This is a genomic window from Nocardioides carbamazepini (assembly GCF_024614185.1).
In the GTDB taxonomy this organism is placed as follows: domain Bacteria; phylum Actinomycetota; class Actinomycetes; order Propionibacteriales; family Nocardioidaceae; genus Nocardioides; species Nocardioides carbamazepini.
This window is the reverse complement of sequence record NZ_JAHTLF010000015.1, coordinates 347,324-366,725: the sequence shown is the minus strand read 5'-3', so window position 1 is coordinate 366,725 and position 19,402 is coordinate 347,324. Positions and strand designations below refer to the sequence as shown.

The following is a 19,402-nucleotide window of genomic DNA, read 5'->3' as shown; positions in this document are numbered from 1 at the left end:
TGGACAACGCAACCGGCAACGGCCCACCCACGGTTCGGGCACACTAGATCCATGGGTTTGTTCGACCGGTTCCGCGGCGGCTCCAAGCTACGGATGAGTAACCCGGCCAAGGAGGGAGCGCGCACCGGCTCGACGCGGGTGCGCGCCTCGGACCGCGCCGACGAGGAGCACCTGCGCACCTGGGTCCAGGAGCGCCGTGGCGTCGAGGGGTTCGTCGAGCCGCGCACCGCGGTCAGCGAGATCACGCTGCTGCTCGTCGCGCACGACGGCGAGTGGACCCGCCGCCGGGTCCCGTCGATCAACTGGGCCCATGACTTCTGCAACCGCCACCAGGTGCCGTCGTACGACGCCGCCGTGGTCGGCGTGCCGCAGCGGATGCGCGACTACAACTCCCGGGTCAGGCAGGCGCAGAAGCAGCGGGACCAACAGCGGCGCGAGCCTTGAGGTACTCCAGCAGCGTCGCCACGCCGTAGCCGGTCGCGCCGGTCGCGAGGTGACCGGACGCGCTGCCCTTGTTGAACGTCGGGCCGGCGATGTCGAGGTGCGCCCACGGCAGGCCGCCGGTGAACTCGCGCAGGAACGCCGCGGCGAACAGCCCACCTCCCCAGCGGATGCCGTCGTACTGGGCGAGGTCGGCGATGGTCGAGCTGCGGATCCGGCCGTCCATGTACTCCGGGATCGGCATGGGCCAGGCGTCCTCGCCCGCCGCGGCACCGGCGGCGATCACCTGGGCGACGACGTCGTCGTCGCCGAGTACTCCGGCCATCCGGTCGCCCAGCGCCAGGACCATGTGCCCGGTCAGGGTGGCGATGTCGACGATCGTGTCCGGGCCCGCCTCGACCGCGCGGCCGAGGGCGTCGGCCAGGACCAGCCGGCCCTCGGCGTCGGTGTTGCTCACCTCGACGGTGGTGCCGTCGTAGGTCCGCAGCACGTCGCCGGGGCGCATCGCGGCCTCGCCGATCATGTTCTCGGCGAGCGCGGCGAACGCGGAGATCCGGACCGGGAGGCCGAGCCGGGCCGCGGCGAGCGTGGCCTGGACGACGGCGGCCGCGCCGGCCATGTCCTCCTTCATGGTGGCCATGCTCGCGGCGGGCTTGATCCACAGGCCGCCGGAGTCGAAGGTGATGCCCTTGCCGACGAGCGCGACGTGGGCGACGGCGTCCTTGGGGGCGTACCTGAGCTCGACCAGCCGCGGCGGCGCGGCGGAGCCGGCGCCGACCCCCAGCAGGCCGCCGCAGCCCAGCTCGGCCAGGCGGGTCTCGTCGAGCACGTCGACCTTCACCCTCGTGCGTCCCTTGGCCAGGGCCTTGTTGACGTCCTTCGCCGCCGCGGCGATCGCGTCGGCGAAGGCCGGCGGCGTCAGGTCGCCCGGCGGCGTGTTCACCCAGTCCCGTGCGGCCATGACCGCGTTGACCAGCACCTGCGCCGGCTCGACGGCGGCGTTCACCTCGGTCCGGCGGGCGGCCGGGGTGAGGACGACGACCTCCGCGGGCGTGGTCGGCGTCGCCGGCCTGCTCTTGTAGGACGTGAAGGCGTAGCCACCCAGCCGGTAGCCCTCGACCACGGCGCGGACCAGCTCGGGCGTGTCGGCCGGCAGGGCCAGGGCGACGGAGGCGGCGTTGGTGACGGCGCGGGCGGCATTGCCGGCGGCGCGTCGTACCGCCGCGGCGTCGGGGTCCGCGCCCAGTCCGACCAGGACGAGGAGGGGGGAGGCGATCGTCCCGCCGGTCGGCACCTTGGCCACCTCGCCCGGTGCGCCCTTGGCGCCGATGGTCGTGAGCAGCCCGGCGAGCTTGCGGCCGTACGCCGCCGCGACGTCCTCGGCGCCCGGCGCGAGCACCCCGTCCGGCAGCACCCCCACGACCACCGCCTCGGCGCGGGTCTTGGCGGGGCTGGCCGTACGAAGGGCGAAGGTCGTCACGGGTCGCAGGATAGCCACGCTCCCGCCGAGGAGCCTCATGCCATAGATTCCCGATCATGGCGGACGCGACCCCCCGGAACGCACCGGTGCACTCACCCCTGCACGACCGGCACGAGGCGCTGGGCGCCAAGTTCTCCGAGTTCGGCGGCTGGCTGATGCCACTGGAGTACCCGACGGGCGTGGTCAAGGAGCACGCAGCGGTCCGTGGCGGCGTCGGGATCTTCGACGTCAGCCACCTCGGCAAGCTCGTCGTGCGCGGTCCCGGCGCGGTGGAGTTCCTCAACGCCACACTGACCAACGACCTGCACCGGATCGGCCCCGGCAAGGCGCAGTACAGCCTCGTCGTGGACGACGCCACCGGCGGGATCGTCGATGACGTCTTCACCTACTACCGCGACGACGACCACGTGCTCGTCGTACCGAACGCCGCCAACAACGACGAGGTACGCCGCCGGCTGGTCGAGGCCGCGCCGGCGGGCATCGAGGTCCTCGACCATCACCGTGACTACGTCGTCCTGGCGGTCCAGGGCACGCAGTCCGACGAGGTCGTCGCCGGTGTCGGCCTGCCGGTCGGCCACGACTACCTCACCTTCGTCGAGGCGCCGTTCGAGGGAGCCGAGGTCGTGGTGTGCCGCACGGGCTACACCGGTGAGCGCGGCTACGAGCTGATCGCCCCGTCCGAGGTCGCCCCGGCGCTGTGGGACGCGCTGATGGCGGCCGGCGAGCCGTACAGCCTGGTCCCGGCCGGCCTCGGCGCCCGGGACACGCTCCGCACCGAGATGGGCTACCCGCTCCACGGCCAGGACATCTCCCCGGACATCACCCCCAACGAGGCCCGGCTCGGCTGGGCGGTCGGCTGGAAGAAGCCCGCCTTCTGGGGTCGCGACAAGCTTCTCGCCGAGCGCGAGGCCGGGCCGCGCCGCAAGCTCGTGGGCCTGGTCTCCACCGGCCGCGCCATCCCGCGCCCGCACATGAGCGTGCGGCTGCTGCGCGACGTCCCTCTCGGCGAGGTCACCTCGGGCACCTTCTCCCCGACCATGAAGAAGGGCATCGCTCTCGCGCTGGTCTCGACCGTGGTCGACGACGACGCTGAGGTGATGGTCGACGTCCGCGGCCGGCCCGAGGTCTTCCAGATCACCAAGCCGCCGTTCGTCCAGCCCTCCGTGCGAGAGTCTTGAGCATGAGCCTGCCCGAGCAGCCCGCCCCCTACCGACCGTCGGCCCCGGCCGAGAACCCCTGGCACTGGCGCCTCGAGGACGCCTCGGGTGCCGAGGTCGCCCTGAGCGGCGACGACGCCCAGGAGTACGCCGACCAGGCGTTCCCCAGCCAGGGCGACGCCGAGTCCTGGATCGGTGAGATCTGGTCGGCCCTCGCGGACCTCGGCGTCGCCCAGGTCACGCTCTTCGAGGTCGACCGCGAGGTATACGGCCCGATGTCCCTCAGCGCGTGACGCCGCACGTGTGGCACGCACCTCGCTGCGTTGTCGTCGGTCGACGGCCCGCTTCGCTTGACGGCCGCCTCCCTCCTCCGCCTTGCGATGCACGCACCACACGCACGGCGGCATCGCGCTGTGTGACGCCATGATCCGGGAGTTCCGCCAGGTCGACGTGTTCAGCGCCGCACCGCTGCTCGGCAACCCGCTGGCCGTGGTCCACGGTGCTGACGGGATGAGCGCCGAGGAGATGCAGCGCTTCGCCCGCTGGACCAACCTCAGCGAGACGACCTTCCTGCTCGCCCCGACCGACCCTGCCGCCGACTACCGGGTGCGCATCTTCACCACCGAGGAGGAGCTGCCCTTCGCTGGTCACCCGACCCTCGGCTCCGCGCACGCCTGGCTGGAGGCCGGCGGCGTGCCGGCGGGGGAGCGGGTGGTGCAGGAGTGCGGCGTCGGGCTCGTCCGGCTGCGCCGTGACGGCGGCCGGCTGGCGTTCGCCGCCCCCGACCTGATCCGCTCGGGTCCGGTGGAGGAGCAGCTGGCCGTGCGGATCGCCGCCGGTCTCCGCGTCGACCGCGCCGACATCGTGGATCTCGCCTGGGCCGACAACGGACCCGGCTGGGTCGCCGTGCGCCTCGCGAGTGCGGATGCGGTGCTCGCCCTGACCCCGTCGCTCGCCGACCTGCCCGGCAAGATCGGCGTCGTCGGGCCCTACCCGGACGGCGCGGAGTGTGCCGTCGAGGTGCGGGCGTTCGTGACCGACGAGACGTCCGGCACCGAGGATCCGGTCACCGGCTCGCTCAACGCGTCGCTGGCGCAGTGGCTGGCGGGCGGGGTGCTCCCGGCGTCGTACGTCGCCGCGCAGGGGACGGTCATCGGCCGGCGGGGCCGGGTCCATGTCGACACCGACGCCGACGGCGCGATCTGGGTCGGCGGCGACACCCTGACCACGATCCGCGGGACGGTGGCGCTGTGACCACTCCGCCCGAACTAGGCTGAGGCCGTGCGCGCGTACCTCGACCTCGTCCAGCGGATCCTCGACGAGGGGACCGACAAGGGCGACCGCACCGGCACCGGCACGCTCAGCGTGTTCGGGCACCAGATGCGCTTCGACCTGACCGAGGGCTTCCCGCTGGTGACGACCAAGAAGGTCCACACCCGGTCGGTCTTCGGTGAGCTGCTCTGGTTCCTGCGCGGCGACACCAATGTGCGCTGGCTGCAGGAGCGCGGCATCACGATCTGGGACGAGTGGGCCGACGAGAACGGCGATCTCGGACCCGTGTACGGCGCCCAGTGGCGCTCGTGGCCAACGCCCGACGGCGGGCACATCGACCAGCTCGCGCAGGTCATCGCGCAGATCCGAAGCAATCCCGACAGCCGTCGTCACATCGTCTCGGCGTGGAACCCCAGCCAGGTCGACGACATGGCGCTGCCGCCGTGCCACAGCCTGTTCCAGTTCTACGTCGCTCCCGGCGCCGACGGTCGGGGCCGGCTCAGCTGCCAGCTCTACCAGCGTTCCGCCGACGTCTTCCTGGGCGTGCCGTTCAACATCGCGTCGTACGCCCTGCTCACCCACATGGTCGCGCAGGTCGCCGGTCTCGGGGTCGGTGACTTCGTGCACACGCTGGGCGACGCGCACCTCTACTCCAACCACCTCGACCAGGCCCGGCTCCAGCTCACCCGCGAGCCGCGCCCCCTGCCGACGCTGGTGCTCAACCCGGCGGTCACCGAGATCGACGCCTTCGAGCTCGAGGACATCGCGGTCGAAGGCTACGACCCCCACCCCGCCATCAAGGCCCCGATCGCGGTCTAGGCGGATGACCACCCCCGCAGGACGGCGGGTCACGATGGTGGCCGCCGTCGCCGAGAACGGCGTGATCGGTGCCGACGCCGACATCCCGTGGAAGATCTCCGAGGACTTCCAGCACTTCAAGGCCACCACGCTGGGCCACGTGCTGATCCTGGGCCGCACCACCCACGAGGGGATCGGCCGGCCGCTGCCGGGGCGCACGACCGTCGTCCTGACCCGCGACCTGGACTACGTCGCTGAGGGGGTCGAGGTCGCCCACTCCATCACCGAGGCGCTGGAGCTCGCGGACCGGCTGCTCGAGGGCCGGCCGGGCGACCGGCAGGTGATGATCGGCGGGGGAGCAGCGGTCTACGCCGCCGCGATGCCGTACGCCGACGAGCAGGTCATCTCCGAGATCCCGCTCTCCCCGCCGGGCGACACGCACTACCCGGAGTTCGCCGAGAAGCGCTGGCGCGAGGTGCGGCGTGAGCCACGCGACGGCTTCACCATCGTGTGGTGGGAGCGGGTCTTCGCCTGTGGCGGGTCCTGACCAGGCGACTGGCAGGGTAGGACCCATGGAGCTTCGTGTCTTCACCGAACCGCAGCAGGGCGCGACGTACGACGACCTGCTGGCCGTCGCCCTCGAGGCCGAGCGTCTCGGCTTCGGCGCCTTCTTCCGCAGCGACCACTACCTCCACATGAGCGGCGACGGCCTGCCCGGCTCGACCGACGCGTGGACCACCCTCGCGGGGCTGGCCCGTGAGACGAGCACGATCCGGCTCGGGACGATGATGACCAGCGCCACCTTCCGCCACCCGGGGGTGCTGGCGATCCAGGTCGCGCAGGTCGACCAGATGAGCGGCGGCCGGGTCGAGCTCGGCATCGGCGCCGGCTGGTTCACCCAGGAGCACACGGCCTACGGCATCCCGTTCCCCGACACCCGCGAGCGCTTCGAGCGGTACGCCGAGCAGCTGGAGCTGATCACCGGGCTGTGGTCGACACCGGTGGGCGAGCGGTACGCGTTTGGCGGGCAGCACTACCAGCTCGCGGACAGCCCCGCGCTGCCCAAGCCGGTCCAGGACGGCGGCCGGCGGGGCGGTGTCCCGCTGCTGATCGGTGGCAAGGGCGCCCACAAGACCCCGGCCCTCGCGGCGGCGTACGCCGACGAGTTCAACCTGCCGTTCGTCGACGAGGAGTTCACCGCCGTCCAGTTCGGCCGGGTGCGTCGAGCGGCGGAGGAGATCGGACGGGACCCGGCGTCGATCGTATGGTCCAACGCCCTCGTGCTGTGCGTGGGTGAGGACGAGGCCGCGATCGCCCGCCGGGCGGCCGCGATCGGCCGCGAGGTCGACGAGCTGCGGGCCAACGGGCTGGCCGGCACGCCGGCCGAGGTGGTCGACAAGATCCGGCGGTACGGCGACCTGGGCGCGCAGCGGATCTACCTCCAGGTGCTCGACCTGGGTGATCTCGACCACCTCCGCCTCGTGGCTGCTGAGGTCCTGCCGCACGTGTGACGATAGGCTGGGGGGCATGACTTCCGCACCCTTCGGCACCATGCTGACCGCCATGGTCACGCCGTTCCTAGAGAACGGCTCCGTCGACCTGGACGGGGTGCAGAAGGTCGCCAGGCACCTCGTCGACCACGGCAACGACGGCATCGTCGTGTCCGGCACGACCGGCGAGTCGCCGACCACCACCGGCGCGGAGGACGGCGAGACCCTGGCCGCGGTCAAGGACGCCGTCGGCGAGCGCGCCAAGGTGGTCGCCGGCGTGGGGACCAACGACACCCGCCACTCCGTCGAGCTCGCCAAGCAGGCCGAGAAGGTCGGCGCCGACGGACTCCTGCTCGTGACGCCCTACTACAACAAGCCGAGCCAGCCGGGCGTGCTCAACCACTTCCGCCACGTCATCGAGGCGACCGGCGTGCCGGTCATGCTCTATGACGTCCCGGGCCGCACCGGCACCAAGATCTCGCTGGAGACCTACGCCGCCGCCCGGCAGTGGGACACCGTCGTCGCGGTCAAGGAGGCGACGGGCGACCTGGCCCGCACCGCCCAGCTCGTTGACCTCGGCTACGTCGTCTACTCCGGCGACGACGTCAACACGCTCGGCTACCTCGCCTACGGCGCGACCGGCCTGGTCTCGGTCGTCGGCCACGTCGCCGGCACCCAGCTGCGCGCGATGATCGACGCCTTCCTCTCCGGCGACCACGCCGAGGCGCTGCGGATCCACACCGGACTGATCCCGGCGTTCGAGGCGATCATGGGCGTGGGCAACTACGGCGCCACGACCGCCAAGGCCGCGCTCGAGCTGGCCGGCGTCCTGGCCAACCGAACCGTCCGACCCCCACTGTTGGCGCTCGACGACGCGGAGGTCGCCGACCTCCGCGCGGGTCTCGCCGCGGCGGGCCTCCTCTGATGTCGCACCCGCACCCCGAGCTGTCCGCCCCGCCGAAGCTGCCCAAGGGCGGCCTGCGGGTCATCCCGCTCGGCGGCCTCGGCGAGGTCGGCCGCAACATGACCGTCTTCGAGTACGACGGCCGGCTGCTCATCGTCGACTGCGGCGTGCTCTTCCCCGACGACCACCAGCCGGGCGTCGACCTGATCCTGCCCGACTTCGCGGCGATCCGGGACCGGCTCGACAAGGTCGAGGCGCTGGTGCTCACCCACGGCCACGAGGACCATATCGGCGCGACGCCGTACCTCCTGCGTGAGCGCCAGGACATCCCGCTCGTCGGCTCCGAGCTGACCCTCGCGCTGCTCAACTCCAAGCTGCGTGAGCACCGCCTGCGCCAGACGCCGTTCTACACGGTCAAGGAGGGCGACAAGATCTCGTTCGGTCCCTTCGACCTCGAGTTCGTCGCCGTCAACCACTCCATCCCGGACGCGCTCGCGGTCGCGATCCGCACCGGGGCGGGCCTGGTGCTCCACACCGGCGACTTCAAGATGGACCAGCTGCCGCTCGACGGCCGGATCACCGACCTGCGGGCCTTCGCCCGGCTCGGGGAGGAGGGGGTGGACCTCTTCCTCACCGACTCCACCAACGCCGAGGTCCCCGGCTTCACGACGGCCGAGCGCAAGATCACCCCGGTGCTCGAGCAGGCCTTCGCCGAGTCGAAGCAGCGCATCATCGTGGCCTGCTTCGCCTCCCACGTGCACCGCGTCCAGCAGGTCCTCGATACCGCGGTGAAGCACAACCGCAAGGTGGCGTACGTCGGCCGCTCGATGGTTCGCAACATGGCCATCGCGCGCGACCTGGGCTACCTCAAGGTCCCGCCGGGCGTGATGGTCGAGGCCAAGGAGCTGGCCGACCTCGCCCCGGAGCGGCAGGTGCTCATCTCGACCGGGTCGCAAGGTGAGCCGCTCAGCGCGCTGGCCCGGATCGCGCAGCGCACCCACAACTTCGTGCACCTCGAGGAGGGCGACACCGTCGTCCTCGCCTCCAGCCTGATCCCCGGCAACGAGAACGCCGTCTACCGGGTGATCAACGGCCTCGCCCGGCTCGGCGCCCGTGTCGTCCACAAGGGCAACGCGCTGGTCCACGTCTCGGGTCACGCGAGCGCCGGCGAGCTGCTCTACTGCTACAACATCGTCAAGCCGCGCAACGTGCTGCCCGTGCACGGCGAGGTCCGCCACATGCTCGCCAACGGCGACCTCGCCAAGCAGACCGGCGTCGAGAACGTCGTCTACGCCGAGGACGGCGTCGTCGTCGACCTCGTCGACGGGGTTGCCTCCGTGGTCGGCAAGGTCGAGTGCGGCTACGTCTTCGTCGACGGCCAGTCGGTCGGCGACGTCACCGAGTCGGAGCTCAAGGATCGCCGGATCCTCGGCGAGGAGGGCTTCATCTCGGTGATCGTGGTCGTCGACTCGGTCGCCGGCAAGGTCTCCGCCGGCCCCGAGATCCACGCCCGCGGCCATGCGTGGGCCGACTCGGACTTCGAGCCGATCAAGCAGCCCATCGTCGACGCCGTCAACCGCGCGCTCAACGAGGGCAGCACCGACACCTACCAGCTCCAGCAGGTGATCCGCCGCTCCATCGGCCGGTGGGTGAGCAACACCCACAAGCGCCGCCCGATGATCATCCCGGTGGTCGTCGAGGCGTAGCCCCACACAGACACACAGCGGAACGCCCCGCTCCTCCTTCCGGAGGGGCGGGGCGTTCCGGCGCTGTGCCGCTGCCGGGCTACTGCTTGCCCTTCAGCTTGATGGTGACCTTGCCGGAGAACGGCGCGATCTTGGCGTCGCCGGGATAGCTCACGGTCGCCTTGACCTTGCGCTTGCCCTGCCTCCACAGCTTCCTGAGCTGCTTCTTGGCCTTGACCTTCAGTACGCCGTCGACCACCGTGCCGGTGTACGTCTTTCCCTTGATCGTGACCGTCACCAGGCCGGAGGGCATCACGCCGCCGGCGGTGTTGATCATGATCGTGACCGTGCCCTTCTTGGCGCTGGCCTTGGGGGAGACGGTGGCGGTGCCGGGAGCGACGTCGGGCGTGGTGCAGATGCTGACCGCGACGTTGTCGACGTACCAGCCGTCGTTGCCGTTGCAGCCGTCCATGCCGAAGTCGAACCGGAACTGCACGGTGTCGCCGGGCTTGGCGAGCATCGACAGGTCGATGGCCGAGTGACCCCACTGGCCGGTGGGGAGGCCGCCATCGGCTCCGGTGAACGCGGTCTCGCCGGCCATCGGGTTGGTGTTGCCGGCCGCGGCCGACTCGAGCTCGCCGCCGGGCGCGTTGTAGAGCCACGCGCGGTCCGGGACCAGCTCGAACTCGGGAGCGCCGTTGACCTTGACCTTGACGTTGCCTCCGTCGAAGCCGACCTCGGTCGCCACGTAGTGGTCGAAGGTGAACCGGGGCAGGTCGCCCGCGGGCACCGTCAGGACCGGTGTGGCGAGCCCGACCCGCGAGGAGTAGTCGTCGGAGTCGAGACTGCAGCTGCCGAAGTTGCCGTCGTCACCCTTGTCGTTGAAGTAGAGCACCGACGGGCCGCCCTTGTGCTGCACCCCGCCCTTGCTGACCACGGGCAGCGCCGTGGTCGTCGTGGTGTCGAAGTGCTTGGCGCCGCCGCCGTCGGACTCGGGGTCGTCGTAGTACTCGACGTCCTGGGTCCAGCCGGCCGGGATCCCCGACTCGAAGCCCTCGGTCCACTGGCTCTTGGTCACGGTGCCCTCACCGCAGCCCACCGCCCCGCGGTGGAACATGGGCTTGAAGTTGCACTGCACCGGCTCCTTGCGCAGCTCGGTGGCGGCGATCGCCTTCGTCACCGCCGCACAGTCCGCGGCGGCGATGGGCGCGATGGTGCCCTCGTCGGCCGCGCTGCCGCCGGTGGCGCTGTCACCGACGGCCAGCTTCTTGAGCGTGGTGTTGCCGGTGAGCGTCGCGCACGAGCCCTCGAGTCCGTCGGCGAGCTCGACGAAGCCGGAGGTCGGCGTCAGGTAGGCCGTCTGCGTGCGCCAGAAGATGTGCGCCGCCTTGTCCAGTCCGATGCCCGGGACGGTCACACCGTTGTAGGTGCCTCCGTCGACGAGCAGCGCGTAGGTGTGGTTGACCACGCCGGAGTTGGTGTGCACGCCGCCGTTGTCGCCGGTGTCGCAGGCGTACTCCTCGTCCGAGACCTTGCCCGGGTCGCCGTAGCAGTTCGGGCTCCACATGTCGCGGATCGCGCCACCGAAGGCGGGGTCGTCCTCGCCGGAGAGCCAGCGTGCCGTCTCGTCGCGGTTCGCCACGCTCTCGAAGATGGTGACGTTGGCGGTGCCGGCGGACTTGATCTTCGTGCCGTCGGCCTGGGAGAGGGTCGCACCGTAGAAGCCCGCGGGCGCGGTTCCACCGGGGTTGATCATGCCGGCGGTGTTGTTGCCGATGACCAGTCCGGTGGCGCCGTTGGCGACGGCGTGGTCGATCTTCTCCTGGAAGGTGCACAGGCCGCGGTCGACGAAGGCGATCTTTCCGGCGATCTGTGCAGCGTTGGCCCAGACGGCGTCACAGCCGTCGGTGGTGGACCCCTCGTCGGCGTCGGTGTCCGTGGCGACGACGACGTCGGCCGTGACGCCCTCGTTCTCCGGATCGAAGGGATCGCCGAAGTCCGCCGACCAGGACGGCTTGACGACCGCGCACGGACCGGCCACGGCGGCCGGGCTGTTGATGGTGAAGGTCAGGTCGCCCGGCGTGGCGAGCGAGCAGCGCCCGTCGTCGCTGCGGTGGGTCTCCTCGTCGAGGACGATCTCCTCGCCGCCTGCCTCGACGGTCACGTCGTTGTAGCGGCTGTTGAGCATGTCGACCGTCTCGCCCCAGATGTCCGAGTACGCCTCGTTCATCGCGCCGGGCTGCCACTGGTAGAGCAGGCCGGACGTCTTCTCCGTGTAGGCGTGTCCCCACTCGTGGGCGACGGTGTCGTCGGAGGAGACGCCGGAGCAGTAGTTGGTCGAGACGCCGTTCCAGTTGGCGTTCGGGCAGGCGATGTTCGGGTCGTTGTTGACCGTCTTCATCAGCGCGCCGGCGCCGTCGTAGGAGTCGCGGCCGAACGAGTTCTTGAAGAACCAGTACGCCTCACCGGTGCCCTGGACCTCGTTCTGCTGATCCTCGTCGAGGTCGCCACCGGTGCGGCTCGTGGGCCAGGCGTCGCCCTCCTTCCAGACCAGGTCGGGGTTGGCGTCCGGGTCGTCGTAGGCCTCGATGAGCTCGCGGTCCAGCGCGTGGGCGATCATCGAGTAGCGGTTGACCGGCTTGCCGGTGACCGCGTCGAGCACGCTCGTCTCGCGGACCTGCTTGCCGTCGGTGACCTCGACCACCCAGGCCAGCAGGTTGCGGCCCTCGACGCCCTGGATGGCGCCCATCCGGTAGACCATCAGGTCTGCCTTGGTCGCCTTCAGGCTGCTCGCCTCGGGCTTGTCGGGAGCGGCCTCGCCGGCTCCGGCCGGTGCCTGGGCGGCCAGCTTGATCGCCGTGGCCGTGGCGGCGGCCTCGTCGAGGCGCGGCGTCACGGCCAGGTCGACCTTCGGTGCCACGTAGCCCGACACCGAGGTGAGATCGCCCTGGTTGTCGACGTGGGCACGCAGCTTGGCGCCGAAGACCGGGACGCCCTGGTAGGTCTGGTCGAAGTCGACGGTGTAGCCGGCCGGGGTCTCGGTGACCTCGCCCTGCTTCAGCTGGGCGGCGGTGGCGCCGAACGCGCGGGCGTACTTGTCGACGTACCCACTCGCCTTCGCCGCGGCACCGTCGGCCGTCCTCGCGCTCCGCTCGGAGGGGAAGAGGTCCTTCGTGGCACGGACGAAGCCGACCTTGTCGGTGGCCGGTGAGGTCGTGATCGCGACCTTCCCCTCGGCCTCGTTGCGCATCTGCTGGGTGACCGACGGATCCTGGGGCGCCGCCTGGATCGGCGCCGACGGGATGACGACGAGAGCCGCCCCGACGAGCGAGAGTCCGACGCCCTTCCGCAGGGCGTCGGGAAGGTTGAGTCTCACGAAATGTTCTCCTCGAGATAGAACGTGTCGTCGGCGAGGTCCGAGTGTTGCCCGCTCCGGACACTGCACGGCACCCTAGGACGCAGGAATACGGCCGGTCCAGAGGTCTGGCGCAAACTCTCCTTTACCAACATGCCGTGACCGGAGAACATCCCGACCCCCGGCGACACACCGCCCTGTGGTCCGTGTGACTGGAGTGACGATCGCCTAGGTTTGGTGTCATGGCGACCCGTACGTCTTCCCCGCCGGGGTCGCGCAGCAGGACCAGCTCTTCCTCCCGCTCGGGCGTGAAGAAGACAGCCAGCTCGCGTACCCGGAGTACGTCCACCAAGAAGCGCCCGCCGGCCAAGAAGCCGGCGGCCAAGCGACCTGCCCCGCGCGCCGTGCGCAGCGGGCCCGGGCCGGTGCTGCGCGCCTTCACCGCACTCGGCAGGGGAGTGGTCGCCCTCTGGCTCGCCTTCGCCCACGGCATCGGCGCGGTCACCCGCGGTGTCGGCCACGGCGCCCGGGACATCGCGCCCGAGCAGCGCCGCGACGGCTTCGGGCTGCTCCTCGTCGCCGTCGCCCTGGTCATCACCGGTGCCGTGTGGTTCGAGGTCCCCGGTGGCGTCATGGACTTCACCCGGGCCGCGGTGTCGGGATCGGTCGGCAAGATCGGCTGGTTCGTGCCCCTGCTCGTGCTGGCCGCCGGCTGGCGGGTCATGCGCGACCCGGTCGGCAACGGCCCCGCCGGGCGCCAGGTGATCGGCTGGACCGCCTTCGCGTTCGGTCTGCTCGGCATCGTGCACATCGCCAACGGCAGTCCCGAGCCCGTGCAGGGCGACACCCTGCCGCTGCGCGACGGTGGTGGCGCGGTCGGGTACGTCGTCTCCGCCCTGCTGCTCGACCTGCTCCGCGCCCCCGCCGTGGTCGTACCGCTGCTGGCGCTGCTCGCCTTCTTCGGTGTCCTCGTCATCACGGCGACGCCGCTCTACCGGATTCCCGACCGCCTGCGCGAGCTCGGTGACCTGCTGCTCGGCCGCCACCACGGCGCCGACGACGACGCCACCCAGGCGATGAACCTCGACGACACCTTCGAGCGGATGGGCGACCCGGCGTACGACACGCCGGTCCTGGCCGAGCCGAAGAAGCGGCGCCGGAAGAAGACCGAGGAGCCGAGCCCGGCCGAGGAGTCGATGTCGCTCCTCGAGCCGATCGACGTCCCGCTCGCCGACGAGGACACCGAGCCGGTCGACCCGGAGGCGGGCTCGAACGCCCTCATCGCCCGCCGCCTGGCGCAGCGCGCGACCGTCGAGGACGAGACCGGCGAGCTCGAGCCCCCGCCGCACGCGGACCTGCCCCAGCGGGTCGAGCAGCTCGCGCTGTCCGGCGACATCGTCTACACGCTGCCCGACGCCACCGCCCTCAAGCCGGGCGACCCGCACCGGGCGCGCTCCAAGGCCAGCGACGACGTGGTCGACCGGCTGCAGACGGTGCTCGACGAGTTCAACGTCGACGCCCAGGTCACCGGCTACACCCGCGGCCCGACCGTCACCCGCTACGAGATCGAGCTCGGCACCGGCGTCAAGGTCGAGAAGATCCTCGGCGTCCAGCGCAACATCTCCTACGCCGTCGGCTCCGAGGACGTGCGGATCCTCAGCCCGATCCCCGGCAAGTCCGCGGTCGGCGTCGAGATCCCCAACAGCGACAAGGAGATCGTCTCCCTCGGTGACGTGCTCCGGTCCAACGTCGCGCGCAACGACCACCACCCGCTGATCGCCGGGCTGGGCAAGGACGTCGAGGGCGGCTTCGTCGTCGCGAACCTGGCGAAGATGCCGCACCTGCTCGTCGCGGGCGCCACCGGCTCCGGCAAGTCGAGCTTCATCAACTCGATGATCACCTCGGTGCTCATGCGCTCCACGCCCGACGAGGTGCGGATGATCATGGTCGACCCCAAGCGGGTCGAGCTCAACGCCTACGAGGGCGTGCCGCACCTGATCACGCCGATCATCACCAACCCCAAGAAGGCCGCCGAGGCGCTCGAGTGGGTCTGCCGCGAGATGGACATGCGGTACGACGACCTCGCCAACTTCGGCTTCCGGCACATCAACGACTTCAACAAGGCCGTGCGCGAGGGCAAGGTCGAGGTGCCGCCGGGCAGCGAGCGCACGCTCACGCCGTACCCGTACCTGCTGGTGATCGTCGACGAGCTCGCCGACCTGATGATGGTCGCCCCGCGCGACGTCGAGGGCTCGATCGTCCGGATCACCCAGCTCGCCCGGGCCGCGGGCATCCACCTGGTGCTCGCGACGCAGCGCCCGTCGGTCGACGTCGTCACCGGCCTGATCAAGGCGAACGTCCCGTCCCGCCTGGCGTTCGCTACGTCCAGCCTCGCCGACAGCCGCGTCATCCTCGACACCCCGGGTGCCGAGAAGCTCGTCGGCCAGGGTGACGGCCTCTTCCTCCCCATGGGGGCGTCGAAGCCGATCCGAGTCCAGGGCTCGTGGGTCACCGAGCAGGAGATCCACCAGGTCGTCAAGCACTGCAAGGGTCAGCTCGAGCCCAGCTACCGCGAGGACGTCACCGCGCCCGCCGCCTCGAACAAGGTGCTCGACGACGACATCGGCGACGACATGGACCTCGTCGTGCAGGCGATCGAGCTCGTCGTCTCCACGCAGTTCGGCTCCACCTCGATGCTGCAGCGCAAGCTCCGCGTCGGCTTCGCCAAGGCGGGCCGGCTGATGGACATCCTCGAGAGCCGCGGTGTCGTCGGTCCCAGCGAGGGATCCAAGGCCCGCGACGTGCTGGTCAAGCCCGACGAGATCGACGCCGTGATCATGACCATCCAGGGGGAGGCATGAGCGAGATGACCGAGAGCCCCAGCCAGCCCACCGAGCAGCGGATCGAGGTCCGCCGCAACGTCGCCCTGTCCGCCTCGGTCGGCGGCTTCTCGGCCCTGCTGACCGTCGCCTTCGCGGTGCGCGCCTTCACCGGCGGCACCACCCTCGACTGGGTGACCTTCGGGGTGCTGGCGCTGGTCACCCTCGCCCACGTCGCCGCGCTGGTCGACGGCCGGGCACCGCTGCTGGTCGCCGACGAGCACGGCGTCCGGCTGCGCCAGGGCGCGACCTGGCGGGGGATCGCCTGGCCCGAGATCGACTGCCTCGAGCACCTGCCCCGCCGCGGCCTGGTCCGTGACGGCCACATCCTCGTCGACGGGTACGACGACCAGCAGCTCGTCGTACCCCTCACCCTCGCCACCCGAGTGGTGGGTGCCGAGCCGGGCTCGCTGAGCGACGTGCTCGCCGAGCTCGCCGACGGACGCGCCGACGTGGTCGAGGTCGTGCCGGACCTGGCCGACGACACCGCCGAGCGCTCCGGCACGGTGCCCCAGCTCAGCGACCTGTACGCCGACGACGCTCCCGGAGCGCCGGAGGAGCGCCGGGGCATCGCCGCCCGCGTGGCCGCCGGGCTGGGCGGGCGACGGGAGCCCGACGTCGACGTGTCCGACTTCGAGGACACCGGCGAGGTCGTGCTGGCCGCGGACACCGAGAACACCGACGAGATCGCCGTCGTCACGGAGCCCGCGGAGCCCGCGGAACCCGGTGCGCCGGACGAGCAGGAGGAGCCGCCCGCGCCGGACCGCCCGACCGTGCTGTCCGCCCGCGTCGAGTGGGACCGGCCGACCCTGGTCCGGGCCCCGGTCGCCCCGGTCGCTCTGGACACCGTTGACACCGACGACACCGGGTCGGTCACGGTCGTGCTCGACGACCTGGCCGTGCGCCCCGCGGCGCAGCCGGTCATCGGCCCGGAGCTGACGGCGGCTCGCGACCGGCTCCGCCTCACGATCGACCAGCTCTCCGAGCGCACCCGGATCCGGCCCCATGTCATCGAGGCCATCGAGGTCGACGACTTCGCGCCGTGCGGCGGCGACTTCTACGCCCGCGGGCACCTGCGCACGCTCGCGCGGGTCCTCGGCATCGACGCCGGCCCCCTCGTGGCGTCGTACGACGAGACCTACGCCGACGCCCCCGTCGACCCGCGCCGGGTCTTCGAGGCCGAGCTGGCGACCGGTGCGGGCGGTGCGATCCGCAGCACCCGGGGCGGTCGCAACTGGTCCGTCCTCATCGCCGCGGTCATGGGCGCGGTGCTCGTGTGGTCGGTGGCCAAGCTCGTCATGGGTGGTCCGGCGCCGGTCGGCGACACCCCGGTGCTGAACCAGAGCGGGGGCGTCTCCCAGGCCGCCGCAGCCAAGGGCGAGCCCGTGAAGCTCACGCTGACGGCCGCCGGGGGTGGTGCCCAGCTGGTCGTCCGCGACGCGGCGGGCGAGATCGTCTTCGACGGCAACCTGGCCTTCGGGCAGACCTCCGAGCTGAAGCTGGTGCCGCCGGTGCGGATCTGGAGCTCGGACGGCTCGGTGACCTATGCGCTCGGCGGCAAGCAGCCGCAGGCGCTGGGCGACACCGGCGCCGAGGTCTCCAAGACGCTCGTGGCTCCCTGACGACCGCTGCGGAATGCCGACGGGCGCACGCTCGCCGGTATCCTCTACCGGACATGACCAGCACATCCACGAACCCCGTCTCGGTGGCCCTCCTCACCCTCGGCTGCGCGCGCAACGACGTCGACTCCGAGGAGCTGGCCGGCCGGCTCGCCGCCGACGGCTTCACGCTGGTGGACGACCCCGAGGATGCCGACACGGTCGTGGTCAACACGTGCGGCTTCGTCGACGCGGCCAAGAAGGACTCGATCGACACCCTCCTGGCGGCCGCCGACCTCAAGGAGTCCGCCGACAACGGGGGCCGGGTGCAGGCGGTCGTCGCGGTGGGATGCCTGGCCGAGCGGTACGGCGCGGAGCTCGCCGACTCGCTGCCCGAGGCCGATGCCGTGCTGGGCTTCGACGACTACCAGGACATCTCCGGGCGGCTGCGCTCGATCCTCGCCGGTGAGCGGCCCCATCCGCACACGCCCCGGGACCGGCGCCTGCTGCTGCCGATCAGTCCCGCCGAGCGGCAGGCGGTCGTCGAGGCGCCGGCCTCGTCGGGCCCCGAGGTCGAGGTCGCGATCCCCGGCCGTTCCGCGATCCGGCGCCGCCTCGACGGCGGTCCGATGGCGCCGCTCAAGCTGGCCAGCGGCTGCGACCGGCGCTGCACCTTCTGCGCGATCCCCATGTTCCGCGGGTCCTTCGTCAGCCGGCGTCCGTCCGACGTGCTGCAGGAGGCCGCCTGGCTGGCCGGCGAGGGCGTCAAGGAGCTGTTCCTCGTCTCGGAGAACTCCACGTCCTACGGCAAGGACCTCGGCGACCTCGGCCTGCTCGAGACGCTGCTGCCGGAGTTGACCGCGATCGACGGCATCGAGCGGGTCCGGGTCTCCTACCTGCAGCCGGCCGAGACCCGCCCCGGGCTGGTCCGAGCCATCGCGACCACGCCCGGCGTGGCGCCGTACTTCGACCTGTCGTTCCAGCACGCCAGTGCGACCGTGCTGCGCCGGATGCGCCGCTTCGGCGATCCGGAGAGCTTCCTGGGGCTGCTCGACCAGGCGCGCGCCCTCGCCCCTGAGGCCGGCGTGCGGTCCAACGTCATCGTCGGCTTCCCGGGGGAGACCGAGGACGAGTTCCAGACGCTGTGCGACTTCCTGGTCGCCGCGCGGATGGACGTCACCGGCGTCTTCGGATACTCCGACGAGGACGGCACCGAGGCCGCGAACCTCGACGGCAAGCTCGACGACGACGAGATCCGCGCCCGGGTGCAGCACCTCAACGACCTGGTCTCCGAGCTCACGTCCGAGCGCGCGGAGGAGCGGATCGGCAGCACCGTGGAGGTGCTGGTCGAGGAGGTCGACCCCGACGGGACCGGCGACGGCACCGTCGAGGGCCGTGCCGCCCAGCAGGGACCCGAGGTCGACGGCTCCACCCGGGTGCTCGGCGTCCCCGACGCACGCGTGGGCGACCTCCTGCGGGCCGTCGTCGTCGCGTCCGACGGCGTGGACCTGATCGCCGAACCGGCAGGAGAGCAGTCATGACCGGGACCAGCACCGGAGCGACCCCGCCGTCGGCCAAGCCGAGCAACTGGAACGTCCCCAACGCCCTGACGACCCTGCGGATCTTCCTGGTCCCGATCTACGGCTGGGTGCTGCTCCACGACGGCGGTGACTCGATCACCTGGCGCACCGTCGCGTGGGCGATCTTCTTCGTCGCCATGGTCACCGACAAGATCGACGGCGACATCGCGCGGTCGCGGAACCTGATCACCGACTTCGGCAAGATCGCCGACCCCATCGCCGACAAGGCGATCACCGGGATGGCCTTCATCGGCCTCTCGATCATCATGGACACCTGGTGGATGTGGACGATCACGATCGTGGTCCTGATCCGCGAGTGGGCGGTCACCCTGCTCCGCCTGTCGGTGCTCAAGTCCGTCGTCATCGCCGCCGCCCAGAGCGGCAAGTGGAAGACCGTCGCCCAGGCGCTGGCCCTGGGCCTGCTCACCCTGCCGCTGCTCGAGGTCGACGGCTGGCTCGACGTGCCCGGTGAGATCACCTACGGCGTCGCGATCGCGCTGCTGCTCGTCGCCTTCGTGCTGACCCTCTGGTCGGGCTACGAGTTCTTCCGCGACGTGTGGAAGCAGCGCCACGACATCCGGAAGTCCCCCGCCGCCTGACGCAACGGCGTAGATCTTGCGGAGCCATGGACCGCAAGAGCAAAATCTGACGGCTTGTCGTCACCTTTTCGTCACTTGGTTTTCCTCAGCTCCTTGCCAGAGGCGCCGGGGATCAGCCTAGGTTAAGGACCCTTCCCCCCGTTCTCGCCGGCAACTCTCGGGCG

Annotated in this window: 15 protein-coding genes; 13 read left to right on the top strand and 2 right to left on the bottom strand. The window is 71.2% G+C overall.

Annotated elements, in window-relative coordinates:
* Nucleotides 1-51 precede the first annotated feature (51 nt).
* The gene (locus KVF89_RS11720; protein WP_257425741.1) at nucleotides 52-444 is read left to right on the top strand and encodes a hypothetical protein; all 393 of its coding nucleotides are present in this window, start codon (nucleotides 52-54) and stop codon (nucleotides 442-444) included.
* On the opposite strand, the gene KVF89_RS11715 is transcribed toward KVF89_RS11720, so the two are convergent.
* Nucleotides 398-1,921, bottom strand: a complete 1,524-nt coding sequence (locus tag KVF89_RS11715) for a leucyl aminopeptidase (RefSeq protein ID WP_257425740.1) — start codon at nucleotides 1,919-1,921, stop codon at nucleotides 398-400. The genes KVF89_RS11720 and KVF89_RS11715 overlap by 47 nt on opposite strands.
* 56 nt (nucleotides 1,922-1,977) lie before the next feature.
* Here KVF89_RS11715 and gcvT point away from each other — a divergent pair, with 56 nt between their 5' ends.
* From gcvT to KVF89_RS11675, 8 genes are all read left to right on the top strand, one after another.
* A complete protein-coding gene (gcvT, locus tag KVF89_RS11710) occupies nucleotides 1,978-3,099 on the top strand; it encodes a glycine cleavage system aminomethyltransferase GcvT (RefSeq protein WP_257425739.1) in 1,122 nt (373 codons plus the stop codon).
* Between the two features lie 2 nt (nucleotides 3,100-3,101).
* Nucleotides 3,102-3,371, top strand: a complete 270-nt coding sequence (locus KVF89_RS11705; protein ID WP_257425738.1) for a hypothetical protein — start codon at nucleotides 3,102-3,104, stop codon at nucleotides 3,369-3,371.
* A gap of 130 nt (nucleotides 3,372-3,501) precedes the next feature.
* Entirely contained in the window at nucleotides 3,502-4,332 is an 831-nt protein-coding gene (locus KVF89_RS11700; protein ID WP_257425737.1) for a PhzF family phenazine biosynthesis protein, read from the top strand.
* A 27-nt stretch (nucleotides 4,333-4,359) separates the two neighbouring features.
* Nucleotides 4,360-5,169 (top strand): thymidylate synthase, encoded by an 810-nt coding sequence (locus tag KVF89_RS11695; protein WP_257425736.1) that lies wholly within the window; start codon nucleotides 4,360-4,362, stop codon nucleotides 5,167-5,169.
* Between the two features lie 4 nt (nucleotides 5,170-5,173).
* On the top strand, nucleotides 5,174-5,695 hold the full coding sequence (locus KVF89_RS11690) for a dihydrofolate reductase (RefSeq protein WP_257425735.1): 522 nt from the start codon (nucleotides 5,174-5,176) through the stop codon (nucleotides 5,693-5,695).
* 25 nt (nucleotides 5,696-5,720) lie between these two features.
* On the top strand, nucleotides 5,721-6,659 hold the full coding sequence (locus tag KVF89_RS11685) for an LLM class F420-dependent oxidoreductase (protein ID WP_257425734.1): 939 nt from the start codon (nucleotides 5,721-5,723) through the stop codon (nucleotides 6,657-6,659).
* A 16-nt stretch (nucleotides 6,660-6,675) separates the two neighbouring features.
* Complete coding sequence (dapA, locus tag KVF89_RS11680) at nucleotides 6,676-7,563, top strand: 4-hydroxy-tetrahydrodipicolinate synthase (RefSeq protein ID WP_257425733.1); 888 nt, start codon at nucleotides 6,676-6,678, stop codon at nucleotides 7,561-7,563.
* Entirely contained in the window at nucleotides 7,563-9,248 is a 1,686-nt protein-coding gene (locus KVF89_RS11675; protein ID WP_257425732.1) for a ribonuclease J, read from the top strand. Before dapA ends, KVF89_RS11675 begins: the two co-directional genes overlap by 1 nt.
* Before the next feature lie 79 nt (nucleotides 9,249-9,327).
* Here KVF89_RS11675 and KVF89_RS11670 read toward each other — a convergent pair whose 3' ends face one another.
* Nucleotides 9,328-12,603 (bottom strand): M4 family metallopeptidase, encoded by a 3,276-nt coding sequence (locus tag KVF89_RS11670; protein ID WP_257425731.1) that lies wholly within the window; start codon nucleotides 12,601-12,603, stop codon nucleotides 9,328-9,330.
* 221 nt (nucleotides 12,604-12,824) lie between these two features.
* Between KVF89_RS11670 and KVF89_RS11665 the strand changes: the two genes are divergently transcribed.
* From KVF89_RS11665 to pgsA, 4 genes are read left to right on the top strand one after another with little or no spacing between them, the layout of a single operon-like run.
* Entirely contained in the window at nucleotides 12,825-15,443 is a 2,619-nt protein-coding gene (locus KVF89_RS11665; protein ID WP_257425730.1) for an FtsK/SpoIIIE family DNA translocase, read from the top strand.
* Nucleotides 15,440-17,083, top strand: a complete 1,644-nt coding sequence (locus KVF89_RS11660) for a helix-turn-helix domain-containing protein (protein WP_257425729.1) — start codon at nucleotides 15,440-15,442, stop codon at nucleotides 17,081-17,083. Before KVF89_RS11665 ends, KVF89_RS11660 begins: the two co-directional genes overlap by 4 nt.
* A gap of 53 nt (nucleotides 17,084-17,136) precedes the next feature.
* Nucleotides 17,137-18,600, top strand: a complete 1,464-nt coding sequence (gene rimO, locus KVF89_RS11655) for a 30S ribosomal protein S12 methylthiotransferase RimO (RefSeq protein WP_257425728.1) — start codon at nucleotides 17,137-17,139, stop codon at nucleotides 18,598-18,600.
* Nucleotides 18,597-19,238, top strand: coding sequence for a CDP-diacylglycerol--glycerol-3-phosphate 3-phosphatidyltransferase (gene pgsA / locus KVF89_RS11650; protein WP_257425727.1), 642 nt, complete (start codon nucleotides 18,597-18,599; stop codon nucleotides 19,236-19,238). Before rimO ends, pgsA begins: the two co-directional genes overlap by 4 nt.
* Nucleotides 19,239-19,402: the final 164 nt, after the last annotated feature.